The sequence below is a fragment of the Myxococcus sp. AM010 genome (assembly GCF_013372585.1).
Taxonomy (GTDB): domain Bacteria; phylum Myxococcota; class Myxococcia; order Myxococcales; family Myxococcaceae; genus Myxococcus; species Myxococcus vastator.
In genome coordinates, this window is sequence record NZ_JABXEO010000002.1 from 95,476 (window position 1) to 121,773 (window position 26,298).

Below are 26,298 nucleotides of genomic sequence, written 5' to 3' on the forward strand. Positions count from 1 at the left end.
CCTGAGAGCGAGATCCTCGTGCAGCCATTCGACCTTTTGGACGTCGACACCTTCTCGCGCGGTACCCCGTTCGGGGCGCTGGCCCGGCTACGCCGACAGTCGCCGGTCTCCTGGCACGAGCTTCCCTCCGCGGCGCGCGTTGCAGGGGCGCGTCCGGATGGCTTCTGGCTCGTCACCACCTATCGCGACATCGTCGAGGTCTCGAAGGACACGACGACCTATGTCTCGAACAAGGGGATTGTGCTCGCGGATGCTCCAGAGCCGCCGTTGCCGCCACAGTTCATGATGAGCCGGGACGGCTTCGCTCACCTCGATCCGCCAAAACACCCGATCTACCGCAAGATCATCGCTCCGCTGTTCACGCCCGCAGCCGTCGCCGAACGCGAGCAGCGCATCCGGGCTCACGCCGCTGCCACCCTTGACCGCGCGATGGCGATGCGTGACCTCGACTTCGTGCGTGAGGTCGCGGAAGCATTCCCGATTCGCGTCGTCTACGGTGACGTGCTGGGGTTTCCGGCTGATGATCTCGACCGGGCACGCGTCTGGGGTGACGTGCTCATCCGTGCCGCGGGCCTGCCTCCGACAGACAAGGAATACGAGTCGGTCGGCAGCCAGGCGATGAGGGCCCTCTACGAGGTCTACGATTATGGGCTCGAAGCGATGCATTCGCGCCGCCGCAGCCCTCGGCCCGACGTGCTCAGTGCGCTCGCGAACGCGACGGGGCCTGAGGGCGAGCCAGTTCCCGATGACATGTTCCTGAGCTACTTCTGGTCGCTGGTCACAGGCGCGTACGATACGACGGCGAGCACGATTGCTGGTGGCCTGCTCGCGCTCTCCGAGTTCCCCCAGGAGCGCGAGAAGCTCTTCGCCGATCCGACCCTCGTCCCGGCCGCGGTCGAGGAGATGCTCCGGTGGGTGACTCCGGTCGTCTACTTCCGGAGGACCGTGTCCAAGGACACCGTGCTCGATGGGCACTCAATCAAGGAGGGCCAGCGTGTCGTCATGTGCTACGCGGCGGCCAATCGGGATGAAGAAGAGTTTCCGGAGCCCGACGTCTTCGACATCACGCGGACTCCAAACCGGCATCTATCGTTCGGATATGGCCCCCATTTTTGTCTCGGGGCGCGCCTCGCCCGCGTGGAGATCGGAATCCTGCTCGAGGAGATGATCCGTCGAAGGGTCATCGTCCATGTGCGCGGCGACGTCCTTCATGCGCGTTCGAACTTCATCAACCGCATCAAGCAGATGCCGGTCGCGTTGACCGGCAGCGTTCTAACATGACTCGGACCTCGCTCTCCCAGATGTCGACCTGTGAAGGCTGCAATGACGATGAGCGGTACTGGGCGACCCGCCTGGCGGGTGAGCTTCCGGTCCTCGAGCTGCCGACAGATCGAACGCGCCCACCGGTGAAAGGAGCGACGGAGGGGCGAGCGGAGCTGCTCGTCTCGCCGTCGGTTGTGGCCGCGCTCGATGCGCTCGCCACGCGCACCGGCACCGAACTCCGTTCGGTGGTCCTGTCCACGTTTCTCGTCTTCCTTTCCCGGATGTCCGGGCATGAGGAGCTCGTCACCCTCTTGCTCGCAGGCGACGGTGAGACCGAACCGTTGCCGCTGCGAACGGCCGTGCCCGGGGAGGCGGCGCTCGAGGACCTCACGACGGCGGTGAGCCGCGACGTCGCGGAAGCCATTCAGCATCGTCGAGTCTCCCTCGCGGCGCTCGCCCAGCGCATGAACGCCGCCGCCGACGTGAGCCGTGCGCCCTTCACGTCCGTCGGATTCAGCTTCGGCGAGCCGACCTCGGGCGAGCCGCCGGCCGAAGTGCAGAACTGGCTTGAACTCTTGTTGCGCGTGACGCGAGAAGGCCCGGCGCTGCGATGCGAGTTTCGCTACGACGCGACGCTGTTCGATGACGAAACGATGCACCGCTGGATGGGCGTGTTCGAGCTCCTGCTCGACGGTGCGGCGACGCATCCTTCTTCAAAGGTAGGCGCGCTGGCGGTGTTGACGGAAGGAGAGCGACGGCTGCTGTCGTCGTGGAATCAAACCAGCGTTGAGCTGGACGTCGAGCGGTGCGTCCACGAGCTCTTCGAGGCACAGGTTGTTCGGGACCCGGGCGCGGTCGCGGTCGTGGTCGACGGCGACGACGCCGCTGGCGAGACGATCACGTACGGAGCTCTCGACCGGCGGGCCGAAGCGATCGCCCAATCGTTGCGGGAAGCGGGCGTCGGGCGGGGGACCTTGGTCGGGTTGCTCATCGACCGGTCGGTCGATTTGATCGCGGGTCTTCTCGGTGTGTTGAAAGCAGGCGCCGGCTACGTCCCGTTGGATCCGGCGCATCCCGTGGAACGGCTCCGCTTCGTCGCCGCGGACACGAACATCCCGGTGCTGCTCTCGTCCCGGGGGTTCGCGTTTTCCGCCGAGCTCGGCGTGCCGAGGATCGTGGACGTCGAGGATGCGGCGGAGCAGGGCGCCGCGGAGGCGACGTCGCGTCCACGTGACGAGCGGTCCGCGACACCCGCTGACACGGCGTACGTCATCTTCACGTCGGGCTCCACAGGCAAGCCGAAGGGAGTGGTGGTCCCGCACCGCTCGGTCGTCAACCTGGTCTTGAGCATGCGCGAGTGCCCCGGCATGACGGCTCGCGACGTCGCGCTTGCGGTCGCGACGTTGACGTTCGACCTCGCCGTCACGGAGGTGATCCTTCCGCTCACGGTCGGCGCGAAGATCGTCCTGGTAAAGCGTCATGCGGTGACGGACGGCGCTCGCCTTCTCCAGATCGTACGCGAGCGCGAGGTCTCGTTCGTGGTTGCGACGCCGTCGACCTGGCGCCTCCTCCTCGGGGCCGGCTGGGAAGGGGGCGGCGGTGTCACCGCGGTATGCGGTGGTGAGGCGATGCCCCCGGATCTCGCCGAGGCACTCCTGCCCCGCGCGGGAAGCGTCTGGAATGCGTACGGGCCCACCGAGACGACCGTGTGGTCCACGTTCTGGCGCGTCGAACTCGGCCGGATGCTCATCGGCCGTCCGATCGCCAATACGCAGATTCACATCCTCGACCCGAGGATGAACCTCGTGCCCGTCGGCGTGGTTGGCGAGATTTACATTGGAGGAGAGGGCGTCACCAATGGCTACCTGAATCGCCCCGAGCTTACCGAGCGGCGCTTCGTGCCCGACCCGTTCCGCGAGGGCAGGGACGCGAAGCTGTATCGAACCGGGGACCTCGGCCGGTACTTGCCCGACGGACGGCTCGAGTGTCTGGGCCGGAATGACAACCAGGTAAAGCTCCGCGGATATCGGATCGAGCTCGGGGAGATCGAAGACACGTTGACGAACCATCCCCGCCTCCGCCAGGCGGCGGTGATTGTCAGAGAGGACCACCCCGGGGATCGTCGCCTCGTGGGCTATTACGTCGACGAACGCGGCGGCTCGGTGTCGGAGGCGGACATCCGGGCCCACCTGAAGCGGACGCTCCCCGAATACATGGTTCCGCAGCGCTTCGTCCGGCTCGAGGAGATGCCGCTCACGCCGAACGGGAAGATTGACCGGAAGGCCCTGCCAAGGCCGCTCGGGAGGCGGCCCGACATGGGAACGGACTTCGTCGAGCCCTCGACGCAGACCGAACGGACGCTCGCGGGGGTCTTCGCCTTCGTGCTCGGCATCGACCAGGTCGGTGCCAGGGACGGCTTCTTCGACCTCGGAGGCTCCTCGCTGCTCGCGATGCGTGCCGTTTCACTGCTGGAGAAGGAGCACGGGCTGAATGTGCCCGTGCTCAAGCTCTTTCAGCACCCGAGGCTCGGTGACCTGGCGCGGTGGCTCGACGAGCAGCGCGGCACGGCATCGGGCGGCGCGTCGCGGCGGCGCGGGCGCCGGCATGCGACATCGGAGCCACGCGCGCCAGTCGCGATCGTCGGCATGTCCGGCCGTTTTCCGGGGGCCCGCGACGTGGAGGAGCTCTGGCGCAACGTCTCGGCCGGTAAAGACTCGGTCTCACGGTTCTCGGACGCGGAGCTCGACCCCGAGGTGGCCGCCGCCGCGCGACGCGATCCACGCTACGTCAAGGCGCGTGGCATCATCGAGGGCGCCGACACGTTCGACGCCGCGTTCTTCGGCATCACGCCGGCCGAAGCGACGCTCATGGACCCGCAGCAGCGCGTCTTCCTCGAGGCGTCGTGGTCCGCCCTGGAACATGCCGGGTACACCCCCGAGGGCTACGACGGAAGAATCGGGGTCTTCGGCGGCGTCTACCAGAATTCGTACTACGCCACCAAGGTCCTCGCGAGGCCCGACCTCGTCGAGCAACTCGGCGCATTCCAGGTCATGTTCCTCAATGACAAGGACTACGTCGCGACCCGGACCGCGTACAAGCTCGACCTCACGGGCCCCGCGATTGGCGTCCACACCGCGTGCTCCACGTCGCTCGTCGCCGTCTGTGAAGCCGTGCGCAGCCTCCGCGCCGGAGACTGCGACATGGCGATCGCGGGCGGCGTTTCAATCACCGTTCCGGTGAGGAGCGGGCATGTCTACCAAGAGGGCGCGATGCTCTCGAGAGACGGGCGCTGCCAGCCGTTCGACGCGTCCGCGACCGGCACCCTGTTCAGCGACGGCGCGGCGCTGGTCGTTCTCAAGCGGCTCGACGATGCGTTGGCCGACGGTGACACGATCTACGCCGTCGTTCGGGGGGTGGGCATCAACAACGACGGCGGCCGCAAGGCGAGCTTCACGGCGCCGAGCGCCGACGGTCAGGCGGCGGCGATCACGAGCGCACTCGAGGACGGCGGCGTCGCTGCCCGTTCAATCTCCTACGTAGAGGCCCACGGAACGGCGACGCCGCTTGGGGACCCCATCGAGGTCGAGGCCCTGACGAAGGCGTTTCGAGCGACGACGAACGACCGGGGATTCTGTGCGCTTGGCTCGATCAAGAGCAACGTCGGGCACCTCGTCACGGCGGCGGGGACCGCCGGGCTGATCAAGGCGGCGTTCTCGCTCTTCCATCGAAAGCTCGCCCCAAGCCTTCACTTCACGCGGCCGAACCCCAACATCGACTTCGCGAACAGCCCATTCTTCGTCCAGACAGAGCTCGCTGGTTGGACCGGTGAACGGCCGCTCCGGGCGGGCGTCAGCTCGTTCGGCGTCGGCGGCACGAACGCGCACGTCATCGTCGAGGAGCCTCCGGAGCGGCCGGACCGGGCGTCGTCGCGACCTGCGCACCTCCTGCTTGTCTCTGCGCGGAGCACATCGGCGCTGGACGTGGCGAAGCGCGAGCTTTCGCGTCATCTGCGGGACAACCTCGAGCTGGATGTCGCCGACGTCGCGTACACGCTCCAGGTTGGCCGCCGCGGCTTCCGTGAACGGTCGATTGTCGTTGCGAAGGACCGCGAGGAGGCCATCTCGAAGCTGAGCTCACCGGGCGTCGCGACTCGCTCGGTGCCGAGCCTGCCCGCGCGCCTCGCATTCATGTTCCCAGGTCAAGGCGCCCAGTATGTCGGCATGGGCTCTGGGCTCTACCGGAGCGAGCCCTCGTTTCGCGCCGTGGTCGACCTGTGCGCCCGCATCCTCGAGCCGTTGCTCGGTCGCGACCTGCGCGAGGTGATGTTCGCCAGCGGCGGGGACACGCGGGCCGCGGAGTTGTTGCGCGCGACGCAGTTCACCCAGCCCGCCCTCTTCGTCATTGAATACGCGCTCGCGCAGCTTTGGCGCATGTGGGGGGTCATCCCTGAGGCGATGATCGGACACAGTGTTGGCGAGTTCGTGTGCGCGACGCTCGCGGGGGTGATGTCTGTCGAAGACGCGCTTCGCCTCGTCGCGGAGCGCGGACGGCTGATGCAGTCGCTTCCGCCTGGCGGCATGCTCTCCGTGCGCCTCGCCGCGGAGCGGGTGCGCCCGCGCTTGCGCCACCCCGAGTTGGCCATCGCATCGGTGAACGGGCCGTCGCTGTGCGTCGTGGCGGGCCCGAGCGGGCCCCTCCGGGAGCTCGAACGTGAGCTCGCGAACGAAGGCGTCGTCTGCCGCGCGCTCCAGACTTCACACGCGTTCCATTCGCCGATGATGGACCCCGTCGTCGAGCCGTTCGCCGAGTTCGTCTCGAAGGTCGCGTTGTCGAAGCCGACCACGCCGTTCGTCTCCGCGGTGACGGGGCGTCTCATCGAGCCAGGCGAGGCCACGAGCCCCATGTACTGGGCTCGGCATCTGCGCGAGAGCGTCCATTTCGCGGAGGGCATTCGCACCCTTTGGGAGACGCCAGGGCGCCTCCTCCTGGAAGTCGGGCCGCGCACGACGCTCGCGACGCTCGCGCGGCAACAGGTCACGGACCGAGCCCTGCAGATCGCCGTCTCGTCGCTCGGCGACACCGCCGAGGGCGACGCTGAATACGCGGCGCTGCTCAACGCCGCAGGCCACCTCTGGCTGTCGGGCATCTCTCCGGCGTGGTCCGAGCTCCACGGCGAAGAGCGCGGAAGACGCGTGCCCTTGCCCACCTATCCGTTCGAGCGGCGGAGGTTCTGGATCGAGGGGGCGCCACCAGCTTCGGAGGTCGTGATGGCGCCATCGTACCGAGAAGGAGACACCGCCGTGACTCGCGCAACAGAGCCGACGCCCGAAGCTTCCAGAACCCCGCCGAGCGCCCCGAGTCCAGCGCGTCTCGGTGCAATCACGGCCACGGTGAAGCAGCTCATCGAGGAGTCCTCGGGAGTCGAGGTCGGTGCATCAGAGGACAACACGAGCTTCGTCGAGCTCGGTCTTGACTCGCTGTTCCTGACGCAGATCGCGCTGACGATTGAAAAGCGCTTCGGCGTGGAGACGACGTTGTGGCACTTGCTCGAGGAGCATCCCACCTTGGGGGCGCTGGCGCGTCACATTGAAGCGAGCCTGCCGAGCGAACCGGAGGGAGCCGCGGCCACCGTCCAGCCGGCCCTGCCGGGGCAAGGCGACGTCGCACCCGCGGTGGTGCTCAAGCCCGTGTCGGCGGTTGCGCCCGCCGTGCCTGCCTCCGCGCCGGCGGTGACGTTCGAGCCGGGAACCGTGCAGTACTTCCTCGAACAGCAACTTCGTCTGATCTCACAACAGCTCGCCCTCCTCGGAGGGGCGCCGCTCGCGACGCACGCCGCGGCGCCGGCCATCGCCGCCTCCCAGCTGGAGATTGGCGCTCCAGCCGACGCGCGGGCCGACCAGCCCGCGGTCACCCTGCTCGGCACGCCGTTGGCGAACGACGTCGGGGCCACGCGCGAGGTCTACGACGCGAAGAGGGCGTTCGGCGCGGCCGCACGCATCACGCTCACCACCAACCAGGAGCCCACGCCGAATCAACGGGCGCGTCTGGAGGCGCTCGTGCGGCGGTACTGCGCGAAGACGAAGGGATCCAAGCGCTTCACCGAAGAGAACCGCGGCTTCATGGCCGACCCGCGTGTGGTCACCGGGTTTCGGCCGAACATCAAGGAGATGGTCTACCCCATCGTGGTCGAACGCTCGCTCGGGTCACGGCTATGGGACGTCGATGGGAACGAATACGTCGACGTGCTCTGCGGCTTCGGCTCGAATTTCTTCGGCTGGTCACCGCCGTTCATCCTCGACGCGGTGCGCGAGCAGCTCGAGCGCGGCATCGAACTGGGCCCCCAGCACCCACTGACGGGCGAGGTGGCGCGCCTCCTCTGTGAAATCACCGGGTTTGAACGCGCGGCGTTCTGCAACACCGGTTCCGAGGCGGTGATGGGGGCCCTCCGCATCGCCCGGACCGTCACGGGCCGACGGATGGTCGCCTCGTTCAATAGCTCGTACCACGGCGTCAACGACGAGGTGATTGTCCGGGGCACGAAGAAGGGGCGCGCGATACCCGCGGCACCGGGAATCATGCCGTCGACCGCCGAGAACATCATGGTGCTCGACTACGGTACGCCTGAAACGCTGGAGACGTTGCGCGCGAACGCGGGCGTGCTGGCAGCGGTTCTGGTCGAGCCGGTGCAGAGCCGGCGGCCGGAGTTTCAGCCTCGCGAATTTCTGCAGGAGGTCCGGAGGATCACCGCCGCATCGGGCTGCGCGCTCATCTTCGACGAGGTCGTCACCGGATTCCGGATCGCGCCGGGCGGAGCGCAGGAGCACTTCGGCGTGCGCGCGGATCTCGCTACGTACGGCAAGGTCATTGGCGGCGGCATGCCGATTGGCGTGATCGCCGGCCTGCGCCGGTTCATGGACGCGCTGGACGGGGGGGCGTGGCGGTTCGGCGACGACTCCAAACCGACCGCGGGCGTGACGTACTTCGCCGGCACTTTTGTCCGCCATCCCTTGGCGCTCGCCGCCGCGAGGGCATCGCTCCTTCACCTCAGGGCGCGCGGGCCGGAGTTGCAGCGAGCGTGCAACGACAGGACCGAGCGCCTCGCCTCGGAGCTCAACGCGTTCTTCACGGAGGTCGAGGCGCCGCTCGAAATCCGTCACTTCGGCTCGGTCTGGAAGACGTGCTACCTGGAGAATCAACCCTTCGGCGACCTCTTGTTCATCTACCTGCGGGACCGGGGGTTGCACATCCTGGACGGCTTCGCCTCGTTCCTCGGCGAAGCGCATACCGATGCCGACGTCGACTTCATCGTGCGCGTCTTCAGGGAGTCAGTGCTGGAGATGCAGGAAGCCGGCTTCCTGCCGGCGCCCGCGCGACGCGCAGCGGCTGTGATGTGAACCGGTGCCTCCGGGGCTGAAGGAAGAGTCATGACACACACACGCCCAGAGAAGAACGACCTCCCGCTGTCGCCGGTGCAGCAGGGGATGTACTTCCATCACCTGCACAAGAAGAACCGGGTCTACGTGGAGCAGATGCTGTGCGACGTCAATGGGCCAATCGAGGTGGAGCTGGTCGACCGTTGTCTGAGCAAGCTCGTCGAGGCTCACGAATGTCTGCGCACCGTGTTCGTCAACGACGGTCTCGACGGGCCCCGGCAGGTGGTCCTGCCTTATCGTCAGCGGCCCTTGCGGTATCGCGACCTCTCTGGGCTGCCGGACCCGGACGGCGCGTTCGAGTCCCATGTCGCGGAGGACATGGAACGGAACTTCGACCTCGCTGTCGAGACGTCGCGCTGCGAACTCGTGAAACTCGGCCCCGATCGGCACGCGTTCCTCTGGTCCTACTCCCACCTGATCGCGGACGCTTGGACGGGCAGGCTCCTCCAGGATCAGTTCTGCGAGACGTATCGCAGCGCCAGTGAGCGCATCGAACAGACGGAGCTCCCGCGCGTGCCGTACCGGCTGTACCTCGACTGGATCGAACGTCAGGACGAGCGCAAGGCGGGAGCGTATTGGACGAAGTACCTGGAGGGTCACACCTGTCGCGCGGGCGCCGCGCTTCCCGCTCCTGACGTCGACGTTCACAAGGTCACGGTCACCGTCGAATGGGGTCCAAGCGCGCGTGAGCTCCTCGGCGCATTGGCACGGCGTCACCGCTCCACGGTCAATCACATCCTGCTCGCCGCCTGGGGAGCGTACGTGCTCGATCACTTCCAGAAGGCAGAAGCGATCTTCGGCTGCGTGGTGTCGGGGAGGATGATTCGACTGGGAGACGTGGAGAAGATGGGCGGGCTGTTCGTGAACACGGTTCCGATGCGCGTGCGCGAAACCGACACAGTGGCCAGGACAATCTCTCAGATACGGCAACACGCGATTCTGTCGTCGGAGTTCGCTTACATGTCGCTGAGCGACATCATGGCGTACGGCCACACGACACCGTCGAGCCTGCTGACGGTCGTGAACTTCTCGATTGACCGCGTCGACCTGGACCACGGCCAGGCCCTGTCGCTTCCTTTTCACGTGCGCAACATTCGTTTCAACGAGCAGGCGCACTACGACGCGTACCTGGATGTCTACATCACCGAGCGCGATCTGAAGATCGCCATTCATCACGACCCGCGGAGGCACAGCTTCGACGCGGCCGTGGTCCAGGTCGCGCTCATGCGGATTCTGGAGCAGTTCAACGTGAACGTCGAGGCATCGCTTGGCGATGTGGCCCTCCGCGTAATGGACAGCGAGCTGCCGGCGTGTGGGGCGCTCGATTTCGGAGCGCCAGAGCGGCGGGGACCGTCGTCAGGTACCTCGTAGTCGTCGGGGACTCGAAGGTCCCCGCACAGGTCACCCCCTTCGGCTCGCCCGCATCGTCTCATGGCGAGCGACGACGGGGTCAGCTCCGACGTGTCCATGCCTGCGTCGGCGCTTCGAGCTGTGATGGGACGTGACAAGAAGCGCCGGTGCCACGGTCCGCCGGGCGTGCCGTACCGGAGCTCGACATGGGCTCTGACCCAAGTAGGACTTCAATGCCTCGGACATCGACATCGCCGCCAGGGCTCGGCCGCGACTTCTGGCTCTATCGCCTGGGGCAACTCGCCTCCGTCATCGGGGACAGTTGCAACAAGCTCGCGTTGGCGTGGTGGATCCTCGATGAGACCGGCTCGGCCGCGACGATGGCGACGATCGTCGCGCCTGTCACGTTCGTGCAGCTCTTGCTCATCCCCTTGTTCGGTCCGATCGGAGACAGGTTCAGCCGCAAGCAGGTCGCCCTGCTCGGCGATGCCTGGCGGTTGGGCACCGCCCTGCTCCTCGGCATCATGGCGCTCCGCGGTTACTTCAATCTGCCCCTCATTGTTGTCGTCTCCCTGCTGCACGGCGTGGGCTCGGCGCTCTTCATGTCGGTGTCGCAGAGCATCATTCCGCAGTTGGTCAGTCGTGAGAACGTCGAGATTGCCATCCAGAAGGATCAGGCGATCATGCCGCTCGGGACCATCCTCGGTGGCGTGGTTGGCGGGGGCGTGGTGTCCTGGCTCGGGCCGGCCGGCGCGCTACTGATTGACGCGGGCACCTATTTCGTCGCGACCGCGGCGACGGCGTCCATCGTCGCCGTGACGAAGGTGCAAAGCGCTGAGTCAGCGGACCGGCAGTTATATAGTGTCCGAGCCTGGTTCCAGGAGCTCAAGGAGGGGGTCCGCGTCGTGACCTCCATCCCGATCGAGCTCGGCGTCGCCGTGCTCGCCGGGCTCCTGAACCTCGCCATCGCACCGCTCGACATCTCACTGGCCTACTTCGTCAAGGAAGCGCAGAACCAGCCGGCCTGGATGCTGGGACTGCTCGAGACGAGCATGAGCGTCGGCGCGATCCTCGGCGCGATGGCGCTGGGTACGGTGCAGCGCTGGGTTCGCCGGAGCACGGTCGTCTTCATCGGCCTCGCGGCGAGCGGCGTCGCGATCATGGTGCTCCCCTGGGCTCGCGGCGTCGTGCTCCCTTCGCTGATGCTCCTCGTGTTCGGGATGGCGGTCATCGCGGCGAACATCCCCTTGAAGTCGCAGACGACGCTCGCGATGCCTGACGCGTTCCGATCTCGCGCGGTCTCCGTGCGCATCTTCATTGGTGCGATCGCGGCGCCGGCGGGGATCGCCGTGACTGGCTGGCTCATCGCGACCTTCGGTCTGGAGATGACGCTCGTTGTTTCCGGTGGCGCCGTCCTGGCGCTGTCGTTCGCCGTCTTCCTGATCCCCAACTACCGGGTCTTCTTCGACGCCGACGCGGCCGTGACGTCCCGGTTCTACGTAGAGCACTATCCCGCGGCCTTCAGTGGACGGGGTGATGAGGACTCAGCGCGAAATCGCGGAGTCATGGAGACGCATGAATGAGATTCTCCTTCGAGCATTCGCTGCCAACCGTGCTTGTCCGCGTGGACCGGGCGACGGGCGAGTACGTTCTCCAGAGGCGAGAGGAGGCTGACGGCGACGCTGTCTACGAGCTGATCCTCAATGGCAAGCTCTTGATGGATTCGGCGGAGCACCGAAGTGAGGAGGCGCTCGCGGAGATTGGTTTGCGTGAATGCCGCGAAGGTGGCGAGCTCCACGTGCTGGTCGGCGGGCTCGGCTTCGGCTTCACGCTGCAGGCGCTGCTGCGCGATTCACGGGTGGCGCGGGCCGTCGTGGTCGAGCTGGAGCCCATGCTGGTGTCGTTCCTCGCGCGCCCCGACGTCCGCGCCGAGCTGCCGGTCCCCGACCTCTCGAATCCGCGGGTGCTCGTGCGTGAGGGAAACGTTCGGGATTCGATTGTCGAGGCGAGCGGCGAGTACGACCTGATGCTCCTCGACGTGGACAACGGTCCAGAGTCGCTCTCGGCGGTCGGGAACCACGACCTCTACTCGGAGGCCGGCCTCCGCCAATGTTGGGAGGCCCTCCGGCCCGGCGGCGTGCTGGCCATCTGGTCCTCGGAGCCAGCTCCCCGATGCCTGGACCGCCTGGAGACGTGCTTCGAAGGCGTGCGCCAGTGGATCGTTCCTGTTGACCGCGGGGCTCGGCGGATTGACTACCGGATTCTCACGGGGCGTCGAGCGGACGGGCGATGACGGCGAACCCTTGGATCGGCGCGTACGAGGCGCGTTCGTCCGCGCGGCTGCGGTTGTTCTGTTTCCCGTTCGCTGGCGGAAGCGCCTCCGCGTACCGGGGCTGGTCGGCGGCGCTGCCTCCCGATGTCGAGGTGTGCCCCGTCCAGTTGCCAGGCCGCGAAGAGCGATTCGCCGAGCCGGCGTTTCGCACGATTCGCGAGCTGGTGCCGGTGCTCGCGGAGCGCCTCGACAGGCTGCTCGACCTGCCGTTCGCGTTCTATGGACACAGCATGGGGGCGCTCGTCGCGTTCGAGCTGGCGCACGAGCTGCGTGCCCGTGGACGGGCGGGGCCGCTCGCGCTTTTCCCCGCGGCGCACCAGGCTCCGACGGTTCCACTGCTGGACGCGCTCTCGGCGCGCACGGACGCCGAGGTGGTCGCCTACGTGAAGAGGATGAGCAACCGGCCCGAACTCGACGAGTACCCTGAGCTCCTGCGGCTCCTCTTGCCGACGCTCCGGTGCGACCTGTCGCTGTGCGATACGTATGTTCATGAGCGCCGGTCTCCGCTCGCGTGCCCCATCACCGTGTTCGGAGGGCGCGAGGATGAGATCTCCTGTGCGGAACTCGAGGCGTGGCGCGCCGAGACGACGGGAGCGTTCGACGTCGAGCTGTTGCCGGATGGACACTTCTTTCTGACCACGTCGCGCGGCCTCCTGTTGCAACGCTTGTCTTGCGCGCTTGACTTGCTTGTCCGCTGAGGCGTGATTGACGGCTTTCAGGCGCGATGGTACCCGTAGCGCATGGCGGGGGACGTGGATCTCGAAGAGGTGAGTGTTCTACTGCGGAGCCTTGCCGACTCGACGCGGCTCCGCATGATTGCCGCGCTCATTGACGCGCCGCGGACGCTCTCGGAGCTGACGTCGCTGCTCTCGATTGATATCGAGAGCGCGGCCCATCAGCTCCGGAAGCTCGAGAGCGCTGGTCTGCTCGTCGCGACCACTGACTCGAAGGTCCGCTTCATCGCGGATCTCAGTCGGCTGCAGCGCGTGGCGATACAGCTCTCACCACCGAAGCGGGTGCGTGGCGCCGCGACGGCCGCCGAGGTCGACAGCGAGACCCGCGGCGTGTTGAGCGCGTTCTTCAATGGCCCTCGCCTGAACGCGCTCCCGGTGCAGCGGCGCAAGAAGGAGCTGGTGCTCGAGGAGCTCCTCCGCCGAATCCCGGCGCAAGAGGAGTACCGGGAGGCCGAGCTCAATCAGATGATCGGCGCGATCTTTGATGACTTCTGCAGCGTGCGTCGCGAGTGGGTCATGGCCGGATACATGGCGCGCGATCGTGGTGTGTACCGGCTGGCGGCGCGCGGGCGCGCGGTCCTCTCAGTCTAGCCTGCCGGTCCGGATGCCGCCGCCGTCCTTGCGGCGGTGGTGTTCGTGACAACGGCAACGGGGCAGGGGCCCGGGCGCAGCCCTTCGCGGGGCCCCCGGGAGCCTGCGTGGCGGCCAGGCGCGTGCGCTGCGCGCATGGGCGGCACGCGCAACTGGCGCCCATGCGCGGTGCCGTGGGCGCCCTGGAACACGTGAGCGCCGGCGCGCCCGGCTTCGGGTGCGCCGGCGTTGCATGCCTCCTGACGCGGGGGCTCGGCGCCCTACGCGGACTTCGCCGAGTCCGGCGTCACACCGGCGGCGGTGCGCTCCTCGGTGGGGATGGGCGCGGACGTCTGGTAGTAGTCGCGGACCACGTAGCGGCGGGCCACCAGGGCCATGCCCACGGCGGCCAGCAGCGCGAAGCCGGCATAGAAGAAGAACTGCCCGGAGCCGGTGAAGACGTTCAGCTTGGAGCTGATGGCCACCGCCACGTTGGCCAGCGTGTTCGTCACCAGCCACACGCTCTGGATGGTGCCCTTCATCTCCCGCGGGGCCTGCGTGTACGCGAACTCCAGGCCCGTGGTGGACATCAGGATTTCGCCCAGCGTCAGCACGATGTACGGGAGAATCTGCCACGCGATGTTCAGCGTCGTGCCGCCCTCCATGGTCACCTGGAAGATGCCGGCGATGATGAATGACAGCGCGCCCACCACCAGCCCCAGGGGCATGCGCCGCAGCGGCGTCAGCTCCCAGCCGAAGCGCTGGAAGGCCGGGTAGACGACGGCCGTCAGGAAGGGGATGAGCAGCATCACCAGCAGCGGGTTGACGAACTGCATCTGGCTGGCCTGGAAGGTGAACGGCCCCACCTGCGGGTCCATGGCCCGGGCCTGCACCACCCACGTCGAAGCCTTCTGGTCGAAGAGCATCCAGAAGAAGGGCACGAAGGGGAGCAGCAGCGCGCTCACCTTGAACACCGCCTTCACGCCGTCCACGGCCTCCTCGGGGTGCTCCCGCTTCGCGCCGTCCAGCCAGCCGCCGCCCTGGCCCCGGTTGCGCAGCGCGCTGGCCACCACCTTGAGGAAGCTGTGCGGGTTGGCGCCCGTGGCCGGCACCCGGACGTACTTGTGACGGCCCAGCCAGAAGATGAACGTCGCGATGAACATCAGCACCCCGGGGATGCCGAAGGCCACCGACGGCCCGAAGTGCGTGAGCAGCAGGGGGATGAACAGCGACGCGAAGAACGAGCCGAAGTTGATGGTCCAGTAGAAGATGGCGAAGACCTTCTTCACCAGGTGGCTGTTGGACTCGTTGAACTGGTCCCCCACCATGGCCGCCACGCAGGGTTTGATTCCGCCACTGCCAATGGCGATGAGCGCCAGGCCCGTGAAGAACCCCGGGACGCTGTCCTCGAAGACGGCGAGGCACGCGTGGCCCAGGCAGTACACCAGGCTCAGCCCCAGGATGATGCGGTACTTCCCGAAGAAGCGATCCGCCAGGTAGCCGCCGATGAGCGGGAAGAAGTACACGCCCGCCATGAACGTGTGCATCAGGCTCTTCGCTTCGGCCTCGCGCAGCGCGGTGTCCGGTATCTGCGTGCGCAGCAGGTAGTCGATGAGGAACACCGTGAGGATGTTCCGCATCCCGTAGAAGCTGAAGCGCTCACACGCCTCGTTGCCGATGATGAAGGGGATTTGCGGCGGGAACTTGCTGCGCTGCGCGGCGGTTGCCTGGGCCATACGACGGGGTGCTCCCTGGTGACGAAAGGTGGGGGCTCCTAGATTCCGAGAAGCCGCACCCTACCCAACGCGCCGCCGGGACTCCACCGAACGGATGGGCCCCGCCGCGCCACCCGGCGCTTCCCTGGCCGCACCCACGCCGGAAATCTCCCGCCCGACTGCCTGCGTCATTCCGGTGGGCGTGTGTGTTTATTGATACAACTCAAGTTGCCTGGCTGGGTTTGACAGGAATTGGAATGCCCCTATCATTTCACATGATGTCTTTCCTCCAAGGTGGTGCGGGGGGATGGGGGTGAATGAAGGCACCCCCGCCCCCCCGCTCCATTTTCCCAGGAGGCATTGCGCGGTGCGTCGTCAGCCCCGCGCGCCCTTCTTCACGGGCGCGGGCGCCGGGTCGTCCACGCGCACGCCCACGCGGGCCCTGCGGGCCTTGGTGAGCACGTGGCCCAGGTAGCGGCCGGTGTGGCTGCCTTCGACCTCGGCGACCTGCTCGGGCGTGCCGGCGGCCAGAATCAGGCCACCGCCCGCGCCGCCCTCGGGGCCCAGGTCGATGATCCAATCCGCGCTCTTGATGACGTCCAGGTTGTGCTCGATGACGAGCACGCTGTTGCCCGCCTCCACCAGCCGGTTGAGCACGGCCAGCAGCTTGCGGATGTCCTCGAAGTGCAGGCCGGTGGTGGGCTCGTCGAGGATGTAGAGGGTGCGGCCGGTGGCCACGCGCGCCAGCTCGCGGGCCAGCTTGATGCGCTGGGCCTCGCCGCCGGACAGGGTGGGGGAGGGCTGTCCCAGGCGGATGTAGCCCAGGCCGACGTCATGGAGCGTCTGCAGCACGCGCATGATGTCGCGGTGCGCGCCGAAGTGCTCCATCGCCTCGCGCACGCTCATGTCGAGCACCTCGGCGACGTTCTTCCCCTTGTAGCGCACGCGCAGGGTGGCCTCGTTGAAGCGCTTGCCGGCGCACACCTCGCAGGGCACGTAGACGTCCGCCAGGAAGTGCATCTCCACCAGCTTCACGCCGTCGCCCTCGCACGCCTCGCAGCGGCCGCCCTTGATGTTGAAGCTGAAGCGGCCCGGCCCGTAGCCGAACGCGCGCGCCTCGGGCGTCATCGCGAACACCTCGCGGATGTTGTCGAAGAGCTTGGTGTACGTGGCCGGGTTGCTGCGCGGGGTGCGGCCAATGGGGCGCTGGTCGATGTCGATGACCTTGTCCAGGTGCTCCATGCCCAGCACGGCCTTGTGCTTGCCGGGGGACTCGCGGCGCTCGTAGAGGTGCCGCGCCAGGGCGGGGAAGAGAATCTCGTTGATGAGCGTGGACTTGCCCGCGCCGGACACGCCGGTGATCGCGCTGAAGACGCCCAGCGGAATCTCCGCGTCCACGTTCTTCAGGTTGTTCTCCTTCGCCCCCTGGATGACCAGCTTGCGCTTCGGGTCAGGCTCGCGGCGCTCCTGGGGGACCTCGATTTCCTTCCGCCCGGAGAGGTACGCGCCGGTGGAGCTGGCCTCGTTCGCCATGACCTCCGCGGGCGTGCCCTGGGCCACCACCTGGCCGCCCAGCTCGCCCGCGCCCGGCCCGAAGTCCACCAGCCAGTCCGCCTCCTCCATCGTCTCCTCGTCGTGCTCCACGACGATGACGGAGTTGCCCAGGTCCCTCAGGCGCTTGAGCGTCAGCAGCAGCTTGCCGTTGTCGCGCTGGTGCAGGCCGATGGAGGGCTCATCCAGGATGTAGATGACGCCCGTCAGCTCGCTGCCCATCTGCGACGCCAGCCGGATGCGCTGGCTCTCACCGCCCGACAGCGTGGACGCGGTCCGGTCCAGCATCAGGTAGCCCAGGCCCACGTCCACCAGGAAGGACAGGCGGCTGCGAATCTCCTTCAAGAGCTCGGTGGCGATCTTCCGCTCGTGCGCGGACAGGGCCATGTCGCCCAGGAAGCCCAGCGAGTCGGAGATGGTCAGCCGGCTCAGCTCGACGATGCTGCGCCCGTGCACCTTCACCGCGCGGCTCTCCGGCTTCAGACGCTCGCCCTTGCAGGACGGGCAGGGCTTGTCGCTGAAGTACTTCTGGAGCTCGGTGCGGCGCGCCTCGGAGGTGGTCGTCTTGAAGTTGCGCATCATGCGCTCGACCAGGCCCTCCCACTCCATCTTGTACTTGCCGCCCTCGCCCCACGCGACGGTGAAGGACTTGCCGCCCGCGCCGTACATCAGCGTGTCCTTCTCTCGCCTGGTCAGCTTCGCGTAGGGCACGTCCAGGTCAATCTTGAAGGCCTTGGCCAGGCTCTCCACGAAGTCGGCCGTCCAGCCCTCGCCGCGGTTCATGCTGCCGGCCCACGGTTCAATGGCGCCGTCGCGGATGCTGCGTGACGTGTCCGGGACGATGAGGTCCGGGTCCATCTCCGGCTTGGTGCCCAGGCCGTTGCAGTCCGTGCACATGCCCAGGGGGTTGTTGAAGGAGAAGGACGCGGGCGTCAAATCACCGAAGGACAGGCCGCACTTGGAGCAGGCGTTGAGCTCGGACATCACCCGGTCGGAGGCGAGCGTGCCCTTCTCGTCGGTGATGATGAGCGTGCCCTTGCCTTCGCGCAGGGCCGTCTCCACGGAGTCGGTGAGGCGCGTCTTCACGTCCGGCTTGAGCACCACGCGGTCAATGACGAGCGCGATGTCGTGCTTGGACTTCTTGTCCAGCTCGATGCGCTCCTCCAGGCTCTTGAGCGCGCCGTCGATGCGGGCGCGGGAGAAGCCTCGCTTCTGGGCCTCGGCGAGCAGGTCCTTGTGCTCGCCCTTGCGGTTCGTCACCAGCGGCGCCAGCACCTGGAGCTTGGTGCCCGCGGGGGCCTTGAGGATTTCGTCGACAATCTGCTGCGCGCTCTGCTTGCCCACCTTCACGCCACAGGTGGGGCAGTGCTGCACCCCGATGGAGGCGTAGAGCACGCGCAGGTAGTCGTGCACTTCCGTGACGGTGCCCACCGTGGAGCGGGGGTTGTTGCTGGCCGCCTTCTGCTCGATGGAGATGGTGGGCGACAGGCCGCGGATGGTGTCGTACTTCGGCTTCTCCATCTGTCCCAGGAACTGCCGGGCATAGGCGGAGAGGCTCTCCACGTAGCGGCGCTGGCCTTCCGCATAGAGAGTGTCGAAGGCGAGCGAGCTCTTGCCCGAACCGGACACGCCGGTGAAGACGACGAGCTTCTTCTTGGGAATGTCCAAGGAGACGTTCTTGAGGTTGTGCTCCTTGGCGCCTCTGAGGGAAATGACGTCGGGCTCGGACATGGGCGGGCGATCTACCACTGAATATGCGTTCCGGTAGGGGGAAACACGTTGGAACCCATCTGGATGCAGGGAAACGTCCTGGGTTGCGCGCTGCATCCCACATCTGGCGACCTCTCAGGCGAGGAGGCCCGGCTGCCTGCCCCGCCCGGACGGAGGATTCGTCTGTGTGGCACCTGGAGTTCCTGAAGGAATTTCAGGAGTGTCCTGCGAGAGGACACCCACATTTCCCGGGTGGGCGCTGGCGTTTCCCTGCGAGGCCAGCGGGTTGCCGCGTCGGAGCCCCCCTCACCACTCTGTGGGCGGACCGGGCACCGGGGTTGCAGAGGGCCCCCCGCTGAGCCGTGAGGTGAACCAGGGTGTTTTCCTGGCGTCTCCCGGTGGGGCGGGGAGGACGTTATGCGCGGGGCGTTTGGGCTGGTGGCGTTGGTGGTGGCGATGGTGACAGGGGTCGCGTGTGAGCGGCCCGCCTCTCAAAAAGCGAAGAGCGCCTTTGTTGTCCGGCCGGAGATTGTGGACTTCGGCCCCGCGGCGCTGGGGCATACCAAGACGTTCAAGCTGCGAATCGCCAACGCGGGCCGGGCCTCCTATCGCGTGGAAGGCGCCGTCTCCAGCGTGCCCAACGTGGACATTCCCCCCTTCGAGCCCTTCACCCTGTCCGCGGGGGGGGAACAGGACATTGAAATCCACTTCCTGCCGCGGGTGGAGGGCGAGATTCAGGGCGTGGTGGAGATCCTCACCGACGCGGAGGTCGGCGGGCGCGTGCCGGTGTCGGGCCGCGGCGTGAAGGCCTTCCTCGAGGTGCCCTCGGAGGCGCTCGACTTCGGCAACGTGGCCATGGGCCTGGTGGAGATGCGCGAGGTGACGGTGCGCAACCCATCGGACGTGGACAGTCCGCTGACGCTGTCGGTGCAGGGCGCGGACGCCGACCAGTTCACCGCCGGGCAGGGGCTGCCCTCCTCGCTGGCGCCGGGCGAGGCGTTGATGGTGCCGGTGGCCTATGCCCCGCGCCGGCTGGGCGCGGCCGAGGCGGCGCTGCACGTGGTGGTGTGCGACGGGTGTGAGCCGGCGGTGGTGCCGCTGATGGGCACGGGCGTGGCGTCCAAGCTGGAGGTGACGCCGCTGCGCGTGGACTTCGGGCGCGTGGCGCTGGGGGCCACGGCGGAGCAGGTCATCACCGTGCGCAACCAGGGCACGCAGCCGTTGAGCTTCTCGGGCTCGCAGCTCGTGGACAGCTCGGAGGGCGTCTTCCACATCGCCAATGAGCCGGTGGTGGCCAACGGGCAGTTGGCACCGGGCGCGGCGGTGGAGCTGCGCGTGGCCTTCACGCCCGCGGCGGTGGGCAAGGTGCGCGACGGGCGGGTGGAGATTGGCGTGCGCGAGCAGGGCTCCAGCGCCCCGGGCCCCAAGGTGTCGCTGGCGGGCGAGGGCGGCGGCTCGTGCGTGACGGTGCTGCCCCGGCGGCTGGCGTTTGGCACGGTGGCGGAGGGCATGACGGCGACGCGGGAGGTCACCGTCTACAACCGCTGCCGCGAGGACGTGAGTGTCACCGACCTCCAGCTCGACACGCAGCAGGGCGGCTACTTCACCCTGGCCCAGGCGCCCGCCAGCGTGATGGTGCCCGCGGGGCAGAATGCCCGGGTGAGCGTCACCTTCCGGCCCAAGGCGGGGAACCCGGACGCCAGCCAGGGACAGCTCTCCGTCACGGTGCGTGACAGCGGCTCCGCGGCCACGGAGGCGGTGGCGCTGGAGGGCCGGGGCCAGGTGTTCGCGCCGTGCCAGTACGCGCTGCCCCAGCAACTGGACTTCGGCAAGGTGCCGGTGGGCGCGGAGGTGGCGCTGGGGGTGACGCTGCGGAACACGGGCGCGGAGGCGTGCTACCTGGCGTCGATGCAGCTCGCCCAGGGGTCTGACGGGGGCTTCTCCGCGGCTCCGGTGCGCAACGGCGTGCTGGAGCCGGGCGCGAAGGCGACGCTGGTGGTCCGCTTCAAGCCGTCCGAGGAGGGCGGCTTCTCCGGGCTGGCCGAGGCCTGGGTGAACAGCCCTACGCAGGGGCACCCGCTGGTGGAGCTGCGGGGCGAGGGCGTGGTGGGATGCTTCGCGGTGCAGCCCACCACGGTGGACTTCGGCGTCACCAAGCTGGCGTGCGGCCCGCGCACGCGGGAGTTGGTGGCCGTGAACTCGTGCGTCGGGCCCGTCCAGGTGAGCCAGGTCGCGTTCGACGCGGACGCGGGCGAGTTCTCTCTGGACGGTAGCGGCAATGCGCCTTGGACGCTGACGGGCCAGGGCACGCGAACGCTGACGGCGACGTATGCGCCGGTGGATGAGGGCCATGACGCCGCGGCGCTGCGCTTCACCCTGGCGGATGGCTCCGTCTACACGGCGGGCATGGTGGGGCAGGGCGTGACGAAGGCGGAGCAGACGGACCGCTTCTTCCAGGAGTCACAGGCGAAGGTGGACGTGCTCTTCGTGGTCGACAACTCGGGGTCGATGATGGAGGAGCAGCAGAGCTTGGGGCAGAACTTCGCGGCCTTCTTGAGCGCGGCGGACGGCGCCGCGGTGGACTACCGCATCGGTGTCACCACCACGGGGCTGGACCCGTCTCCGGGTGGCTGGTCCGAGTGCCCGGGCGGCGCGCAGGGCGGGGAGAATGGCCGCCTGTTCCCCGTGGATGGCTCCCGGCCGCGCATCATCACCCCGGCGACCCCGGATGCCGCGGGCGTCTTCGCCAACAACACCCGCGTGGGCGTCTGCCATTGGAACGAGCAGGGGCTGGAGTCCGCCTACCGCGCGCTGGCGGATCCGCTGCTCTACCACGAGGATGACCCGCGCACCGCGCAGCCCAACGACGGCAACGGCGGCTTCCTGCGCGAGGACGCCCGCCTGGCCATCATCTTCGTGTCGGACGAGGAGGACTTCAGCGCGCAGCCGGTGTCCTTCTATGAGACGTACCTGCTGGCGCTGAAGGGCAACGACCGCTCGAAGCTGAGCGTCAATGCCATCGTCGGGCCGTCGGACCTGGCCAGGTGCCCCACGTCCAGCAGCTCGGGCAGCCGCTACAGCCAACTGGCGGAGGCCACGGGCGGCGTGGTGGACAGCATCTGCACGCCGAACTGGGCCAGCTCGCTGGAGAAGCTCTCCGACAGCACCTTCGGCGCGAACCGCAAGTTCCCCCTGTCCGAGACGCCGGAGGACCCGGGCCGCGTCGTCGTCGACGTGGACGGCGTCCGCGTGACGTCCGGCTGGGAGTACGACGCCCGCGAGAATGCCATCCTCTTCGACCGCCCCGCTGCGCCCGAGGCGGGCTCCCTGGTGGAGGTCACGTACCCGCTGGGCTGCGGCTGAGCCGGAGCACGGTGCCGCCGGGTGGCTTGTCCTCAGGACGAGGCGTCCGACGGCATCAGCGCGTTGATGGCCGCGTAGTCCATCCGGCCCTGGCACAGCGGTTCGGCGCGTCCGTCGTGCCGCGCCTCAGGCCACGGAGCGCGATGCATGGCGGCGCTCGTGGTCGAGCAGCCACTGCTTGCGCTCCAGCCCGCCGCCGTAGCCCGTCAGTGACGCGTTGGCCCCCACCACCCGGTGGCAGGGGACCACCACGCCAATGGGGTTGGCGCCGTTGGCCATGCCCACGGCGCGCACGGCCTTGGGGCGGCCGATTCGCTGGGCCAGTTGGCCGTAGCTCGTGGTGGCGCCCGCGGGGATGTCGCGCAGCGCGTGCCAGACCTCTCGCTGGAAGGGCGTGCCCGCGGTGGCCACGGGCAACGCGTCGATGATGCTGACGTCTCCGCGCAGATAGGTCTGCAGCGCCGTCGTCCGGCCAAACGGGTCGCTCGCGGGCTCGAGCACATGGCCGTTCGCGCCGTAGTGGAGCCGCAGCAGCCGGAGCATCCGGGGTTCGTACTCCTCCCAGTCGACCGCGCGAAGGCAGCCCGCTTCGTCACAGACGACCAGCATCAAGCCGATGGGCGTGGGGGCGCGGTCCATGAGCAAGCGCAGCGGCGGGGGCATCGTCATCTCTCTGTCGCGAAGGGGAATGGGGAAGGTGGGGTGTGGGCCCGGGCCGGGCGGCATCCGCGGCCCAGAGGTGCTGCGCGGCATAGGCGCGCCAGGGGCTCCAGGCTCCGGAGCGGCGGAGCGCTTCCTCCGGGGAGGGCCGCACGCCATCCGCGCTCGTGAGTGCGCGCAGCAACGCGACGTCCGCCGAAGGGAAGGCATCCGTTTCGCGCACCGCGCGCAGCGCGATGTACTGCGCCGTCCAATCTCCGATGCCGGGGATGCGCTTGAAGTGTTCGACCGTCTCTTCCAGCGTGGCGCGCGGCTGGAACAGCCTCGGGTCCGCGACGGCCGCGGCGGCCAGGCTCGACAAGGTCCGTGCCCTGGCGGCGGGCATCCCGAGCGCGCTCAAGTCCTCCCGCGCCAGCCGCTCCGGCCGGGGAAAGGTGCGCGTCAGCCGGGCGTCTCCCGTTGCTTCGACGCCCATGGGCTCGCCATACGCGGTGACCAGCCGCGCCCCGAGTCCTCGCGCCGCGGCGACCGTGACTTGCTGACCCAGCACGGCCCGGACCGCGAGCTCGAAGCCGTCCCAGCCTCCCGGTGCTCGCAGCCCCGGCCGCAGGGACACCAGCGGAGCGAGCCGCGCGTCCCGGGACAGGTGTTCCCGGATGACGTCCATGTCCGCGCCCACGTCGAAGACGCGCCGGACCTGCGCCACCACCGTGGGCAGGGCTTGAACCTGGGGGAGGCGGAGCGTCGCGAGCAACCCGTCGCGTCCAGGGGCGCGGAAGACCTCGACGGTGCCCTGACCGCCCGCGGTCGCCACGGTCCGCCGGTAGCGTCCGGCCTCGAGGTGCTCCAGGCCCGGCAGGGCCCGTGTCTCCAGGTGCGCCAGCATCGCGTCCCAGTCATAGGGAGGCTGGTAGGGGATGAAGAGCGTGACACCCGCGGCGGCACCGCCCACGGGGGCCCGGCTCCGGCGGAGCGCGCTGGGAGGCCGTCCATACAGCGCGCGGAACACGTCGTTGAAGCGGCGGACGCTGCGGAACCCCGAGGCCAGTGCCACCTCGGCCATGGGCAGGGTCGTCTCGTGCAGGAGCTGCCGGGCGAACATCACGCGCCGCGTCTGGGCGACGGCCACCGGCGAGGCCCCCAGGTGCTGCTGGAACAACCGCCGCAGCTGCCGGTCCCCGACGCCCAGCCGGTCCGCGAGCGCCTCCACCCCGGCGCCGTCGTCATCCAGGCCGCCCTCGGCGATGAGCGCCAGGGCCCGGGCGACGGTGTTGGAGGTGCCCCGCCAGAAGGCGAGGTCCGGTGACGTCTCCGGGCGGCAGCGCAGGCAGGGCCGGTAGCCCGCCTCCTGCGCCCCGGCGGCGCTCGGATAGAAACTGCAGTTCTCGAACCGGGGCGTCCGGGCCGGGCAGATGGGCCGGCAATAGATGCGCGTCGTCCGGACGGCGGTGAAGAACCGCCCGTCGAAGCGGGCATCTCGGGTCTGCATCGCGCGGTAGCACGCGCTGGCGTCCAGGCCGTTCATGGGGGGCAAGCTCCCATACCCGGTGGCCGCTGTCTGGCCGCTTTCGGACCTCAATGGCACGGGTTGGTCGGGGTGCGTCATCCACCGCGAGGCGGGGATTGGCCGGCAGGAGAGGCTGCGTTCTGTCAGCCATTGGCGACATGGGATGATCTCGACTCGACAGGGCGGTATGGCGCGTGCAGCCTTTCAAGCAAGATGCCGGAACCCCTACTTGTCGCGGCCGTGGGCGACATTCATGGCCGCTTCCACCGTGTGGAGACGTGGCTGGACGCGCTGGAGCAGGCACGAGGCCGCCGGGTGGACCTGGTGTTGGCGGTAGGCGACGTGGAGGCCTTCCGCCGCGCGGATGACCACCGGCGCAAGGCCGCCAAGCGCGCCATGCCCGCCGAGTTCGCGGAATACGCGGACGGGCTCCGGCAGGTGAAGCGGCCCCTGTACTTCATTGGCGGCAACAACGAGGACTTCGAGGCGCTGCACGACCTCCAGCAGGGCGGCACGCTGGCGCCGAACGTGACGTACCTGGGCCGCGCGGGCGTTCGCGAGCTGAGCGGACTGCGGGTGGCGTACCTGTCGGGCATCCACGCGCCGCGGTTCATCGACCAGCCGCTGAAGCCCCCCTCCACGCCGGACATGGTGAAGCAGGCTGGCTACTTCCGCACGCCGGAGGTCGAGCAGGTGGCGGCCTTGTGCGACGTGGACCTGATGCTGGTCCACGAGTGGCCGCGAGGCATCGTCCAGCGCGCGCGGGAGGAGAACCCGTCACCGCCGAGGCCGTTGCCCTCCTATTGGATTGGCAATCCCGTGACGCGGCGGCTCGTGGACACGGTGTTGCCGAAGTGGATGCTGTGCGGCCATTCGCACAAGGGCTTCGCGGTGACGCTGGAGGGCCCGGGGCGTCCGGCCACCCGCATCGCCTGCCTGGACCAGGCGGCCAAATCCCAGGAGTCCATCTTCTGGTTGGAGTACGAGGACCGTCAGGCCCTGCGCGCGGGCTGGGGCCTGTCGGGCGCCGTGTCATGGACCGCTGGCCAGCGCTGGGACATGAGCTCGCTGCCACCGCTGGCCTCGGAGGGAGAGGGCGCCCCCGCGGAGTTCGGCCTCTGAGCAGCGGCGCCGGCGCGGCGCTAGAAGGTGCCGGAGATGCCCATCATCCGCGCGCTGGCCACGGGCGTCATCTGGACCTTCCCTGACTGGACGCTCGGCGTGTCCTCGCCCTTCCGGCCATGGAGCAGCAGGGGCACGGCGAGGCCGACCGCCGAGCCGAGCAATGCGCCGGTGGCCACGTCCGTGAGGTAGTGCTTGTCGGCGCCCATGCGCAGCAGGCCCACGGAGGTGGCCACGGGCACGCCCACCGCCCAGATCCACGCCTGGTGCTTGTAGCCGCGCAGCGCGGCGACGGTGCCCGCGGACACCACCAGTGAGAAGGCGAGGTTGGTGTGGCCGCTGTAGAAGGAGAGGTTGTTGTCGCTGGGGTGGTCGGTGAGGCCCTTCTGGTCCTCGGGCAGCACATGGACGAAGGGGCGCTCACGGCCGGCGATGAACTTCACCGTCTGGTTCGCCAGGGAGGCGAGCACCGCGCTCTGGACGATGATGGTGGCGTCCTGGGCGAAGTAGCGCGTCGGCGCGCCAGAGCCCTGGCCCATGGCGTACTGGATGCCGAGCACTCCCGCGGGCAGCGCGCCGAAGCCGATGATGTTGCTCCAGTTGTGGGCCCGTTTGCGTGCGGACGGCGTCGACCCGGCGAGGCCCCGTCCCCAGCGGTCCAGCCGGTTGAGGCGGTCCGTCCCATCTGGCGCGCGGTCGCACCAGCGGCACTGCGCCGGGGCCAGGTCGTCCTTGAAGAACGCCTCACTGGAAATCCACAACACGCCGGCCGCGCCGGTGATGACGCCATCCCGGGTCCAGTCGAAGCGGAGCTCATGGAGCCGCGGCGCGTCCGAGCCGTCTTGCGCGGCGGCGGGGAAGCAGGGGACGACGGCCAGCAGGACGGCAATGGCAAACGCTCGATAGGGGAGGCGCACGGGTGGCAGCATACGGGCGCAGTCCCGTCGGGTTCCAGCGCTGTTCCATGACTTCGTGCGTAGACTCGGCC

General features: G+C 68.4%; 14 protein-coding genes. 9 read left to right on the forward strand and 5 right to left on the reverse strand.

Annotated features, from left to right (window positions below):
* The first annotated feature begins 18 nt into the window (after nucleotides 1–18).
* From HV826_RS37955 to HV826_RS02055, 7 genes are all read left to right on the forward strand, one after another.
* Complete coding sequence (locus tag HV826_RS37955) at nucleotides 19–1,281, forward strand: cytochrome P450 (protein WP_176415323.1); 1,263 nt, start codon at nucleotides 19–21, stop codon at nucleotides 1,279–1,281.
* Nucleotides 1,278–8,657, forward strand: a complete 7,380-nt coding sequence (locus HV826_RS02030) for a non-ribosomal peptide synthetase/type I polyketide synthase (protein ID WP_176415324.1) — start codon at nucleotides 1,278–1,280, stop codon at nucleotides 8,655–8,657. Before HV826_RS37955 ends, HV826_RS02030 begins: the two co-directional genes overlap by 4 nt.
* A 30-nt stretch (nucleotides 8,658–8,687) precedes the next feature.
* Nucleotides 8,688–10,067, forward strand: a complete 1,380-nt coding sequence (locus HV826_RS02035) for a condensation domain-containing protein (protein ID WP_176415325.1) — start codon at nucleotides 8,688–8,690, stop codon at nucleotides 10,065–10,067.
* Nucleotides 10,068–10,279: 212 nt separating this feature from the next.
* On the forward strand, nucleotides 10,280–11,629 hold the full coding sequence (locus HV826_RS02040; protein WP_176415326.1) for an MFS transporter: 1,350 nt from the start codon (nucleotides 10,280–10,282) through the stop codon (nucleotides 11,627–11,629).
* Entirely contained in the window at nucleotides 11,626–12,339 is a 714-nt protein-coding gene (locus HV826_RS02045) for a spermidine synthase (RefSeq protein WP_176415327.1), read from the forward strand. The genes HV826_RS02040 and HV826_RS02045 overlap by 4 nt, the downstream gene beginning before the upstream one ends.
* Nucleotides 12,336–13,076, forward strand: a complete 741-nt coding sequence (locus HV826_RS02050) for a thioesterase II family protein (RefSeq protein WP_176415328.1) — start codon at nucleotides 12,336–12,338, stop codon at nucleotides 13,074–13,076. The genes HV826_RS02045 and HV826_RS02050 overlap by 4 nt, the downstream gene beginning before the upstream one ends.
* A gap of 54 nt (nucleotides 13,077–13,130) precedes the next feature.
* Nucleotides 13,131–13,703, forward strand: a complete 573-nt coding sequence (locus tag HV826_RS02055; protein ID WP_176415329.1) for a DUF2087 domain-containing protein — start codon at nucleotides 13,131–13,133, stop codon at nucleotides 13,701–13,703.
* Nucleotides 13,704–13,963: 260 nt separating this feature from the next.
* On the opposite strand, the gene HV826_RS02060 is transcribed toward HV826_RS02055, so the two are convergent.
* Nucleotides 13,964–15,418: a POT family MFS transporter gene (locus tag HV826_RS02060; RefSeq protein WP_176415330.1), complete on the reverse strand. Its 1,455-nt coding sequence runs from the start codon at nucleotides 15,416–15,418 to the stop codon at nucleotides 13,964–13,966.
* A 354-nt stretch (nucleotides 15,419–15,772) separates the two neighbouring features.
* Nucleotides 15,773–18,679, reverse strand: coding sequence for an excinuclease ABC subunit UvrA (gene uvrA, locus HV826_RS02065; protein ID WP_176415331.1), 2,907 nt, complete (start codon nucleotides 18,677–18,679; stop codon nucleotides 15,773–15,775).
* 396 nt (nucleotides 18,680–19,075) lie between these two features.
* Between uvrA and HV826_RS02070 the strand changes: the two genes are divergently transcribed.
* A complete protein-coding gene (locus tag HV826_RS02070) occupies nucleotides 19,076–22,021 on the forward strand; it encodes a choice-of-anchor D domain-containing protein (RefSeq protein WP_176415332.1) in 2,946 nt (981 codons plus the stop codon).
* 126 nt (nucleotides 22,022–22,147) lie between these two features.
* Here HV826_RS02070 and ogt read toward each other — a convergent pair whose 3' ends face one another.
* Together ogt and HV826_RS02080 are read right to left on the reverse strand one after the other, a co-directional pair.
* On the reverse strand, nucleotides 22,148–22,660 hold the full coding sequence (gene ogt / locus HV826_RS02075) for a methylated-DNA--[protein]-cysteine S-methyltransferase (protein WP_176415333.1): 513 nt from the start codon (nucleotides 22,658–22,660) through the stop codon (nucleotides 22,148–22,150).
* Nucleotides 22,614–24,206, reverse strand: coding sequence for an AlkA N-terminal domain-containing protein (locus HV826_RS02080; RefSeq protein ID WP_176415334.1), 1,593 nt, complete (start codon nucleotides 24,204–24,206; stop codon nucleotides 22,614–22,616). The genes ogt and HV826_RS02080 overlap by 47 nt, the downstream gene beginning before the upstream one ends.
* A 195-nt stretch (nucleotides 24,207–24,401) precedes the next feature.
* Here HV826_RS02080 and HV826_RS02085 point away from each other — a divergent pair, with 195 nt between their 5' ends.
* Entirely contained in the window at nucleotides 24,402–25,310 is a 909-nt protein-coding gene (locus HV826_RS02085; protein WP_176415335.1) for a metallophosphoesterase, read from the forward strand.
* A 20-nt stretch (nucleotides 25,311–25,330) separates the two neighbouring features.
* Here the strand turns inward: HV826_RS02085 and HV826_RS02090 are convergent, their stop codons facing one another.
* Nucleotides 25,331–26,239 carry a phosphatase PAP2 family protein gene (locus HV826_RS02090; protein WP_176415336.1) on the reverse strand — a complete coding sequence of 303 codons (909 nt, stop codon included), beginning with the start codon at nucleotides 26,237–26,239 and terminating at the stop codon, nucleotides 25,331–25,333.
* Nucleotides 26,240–26,298 lie beyond the last annotated feature (59 nt).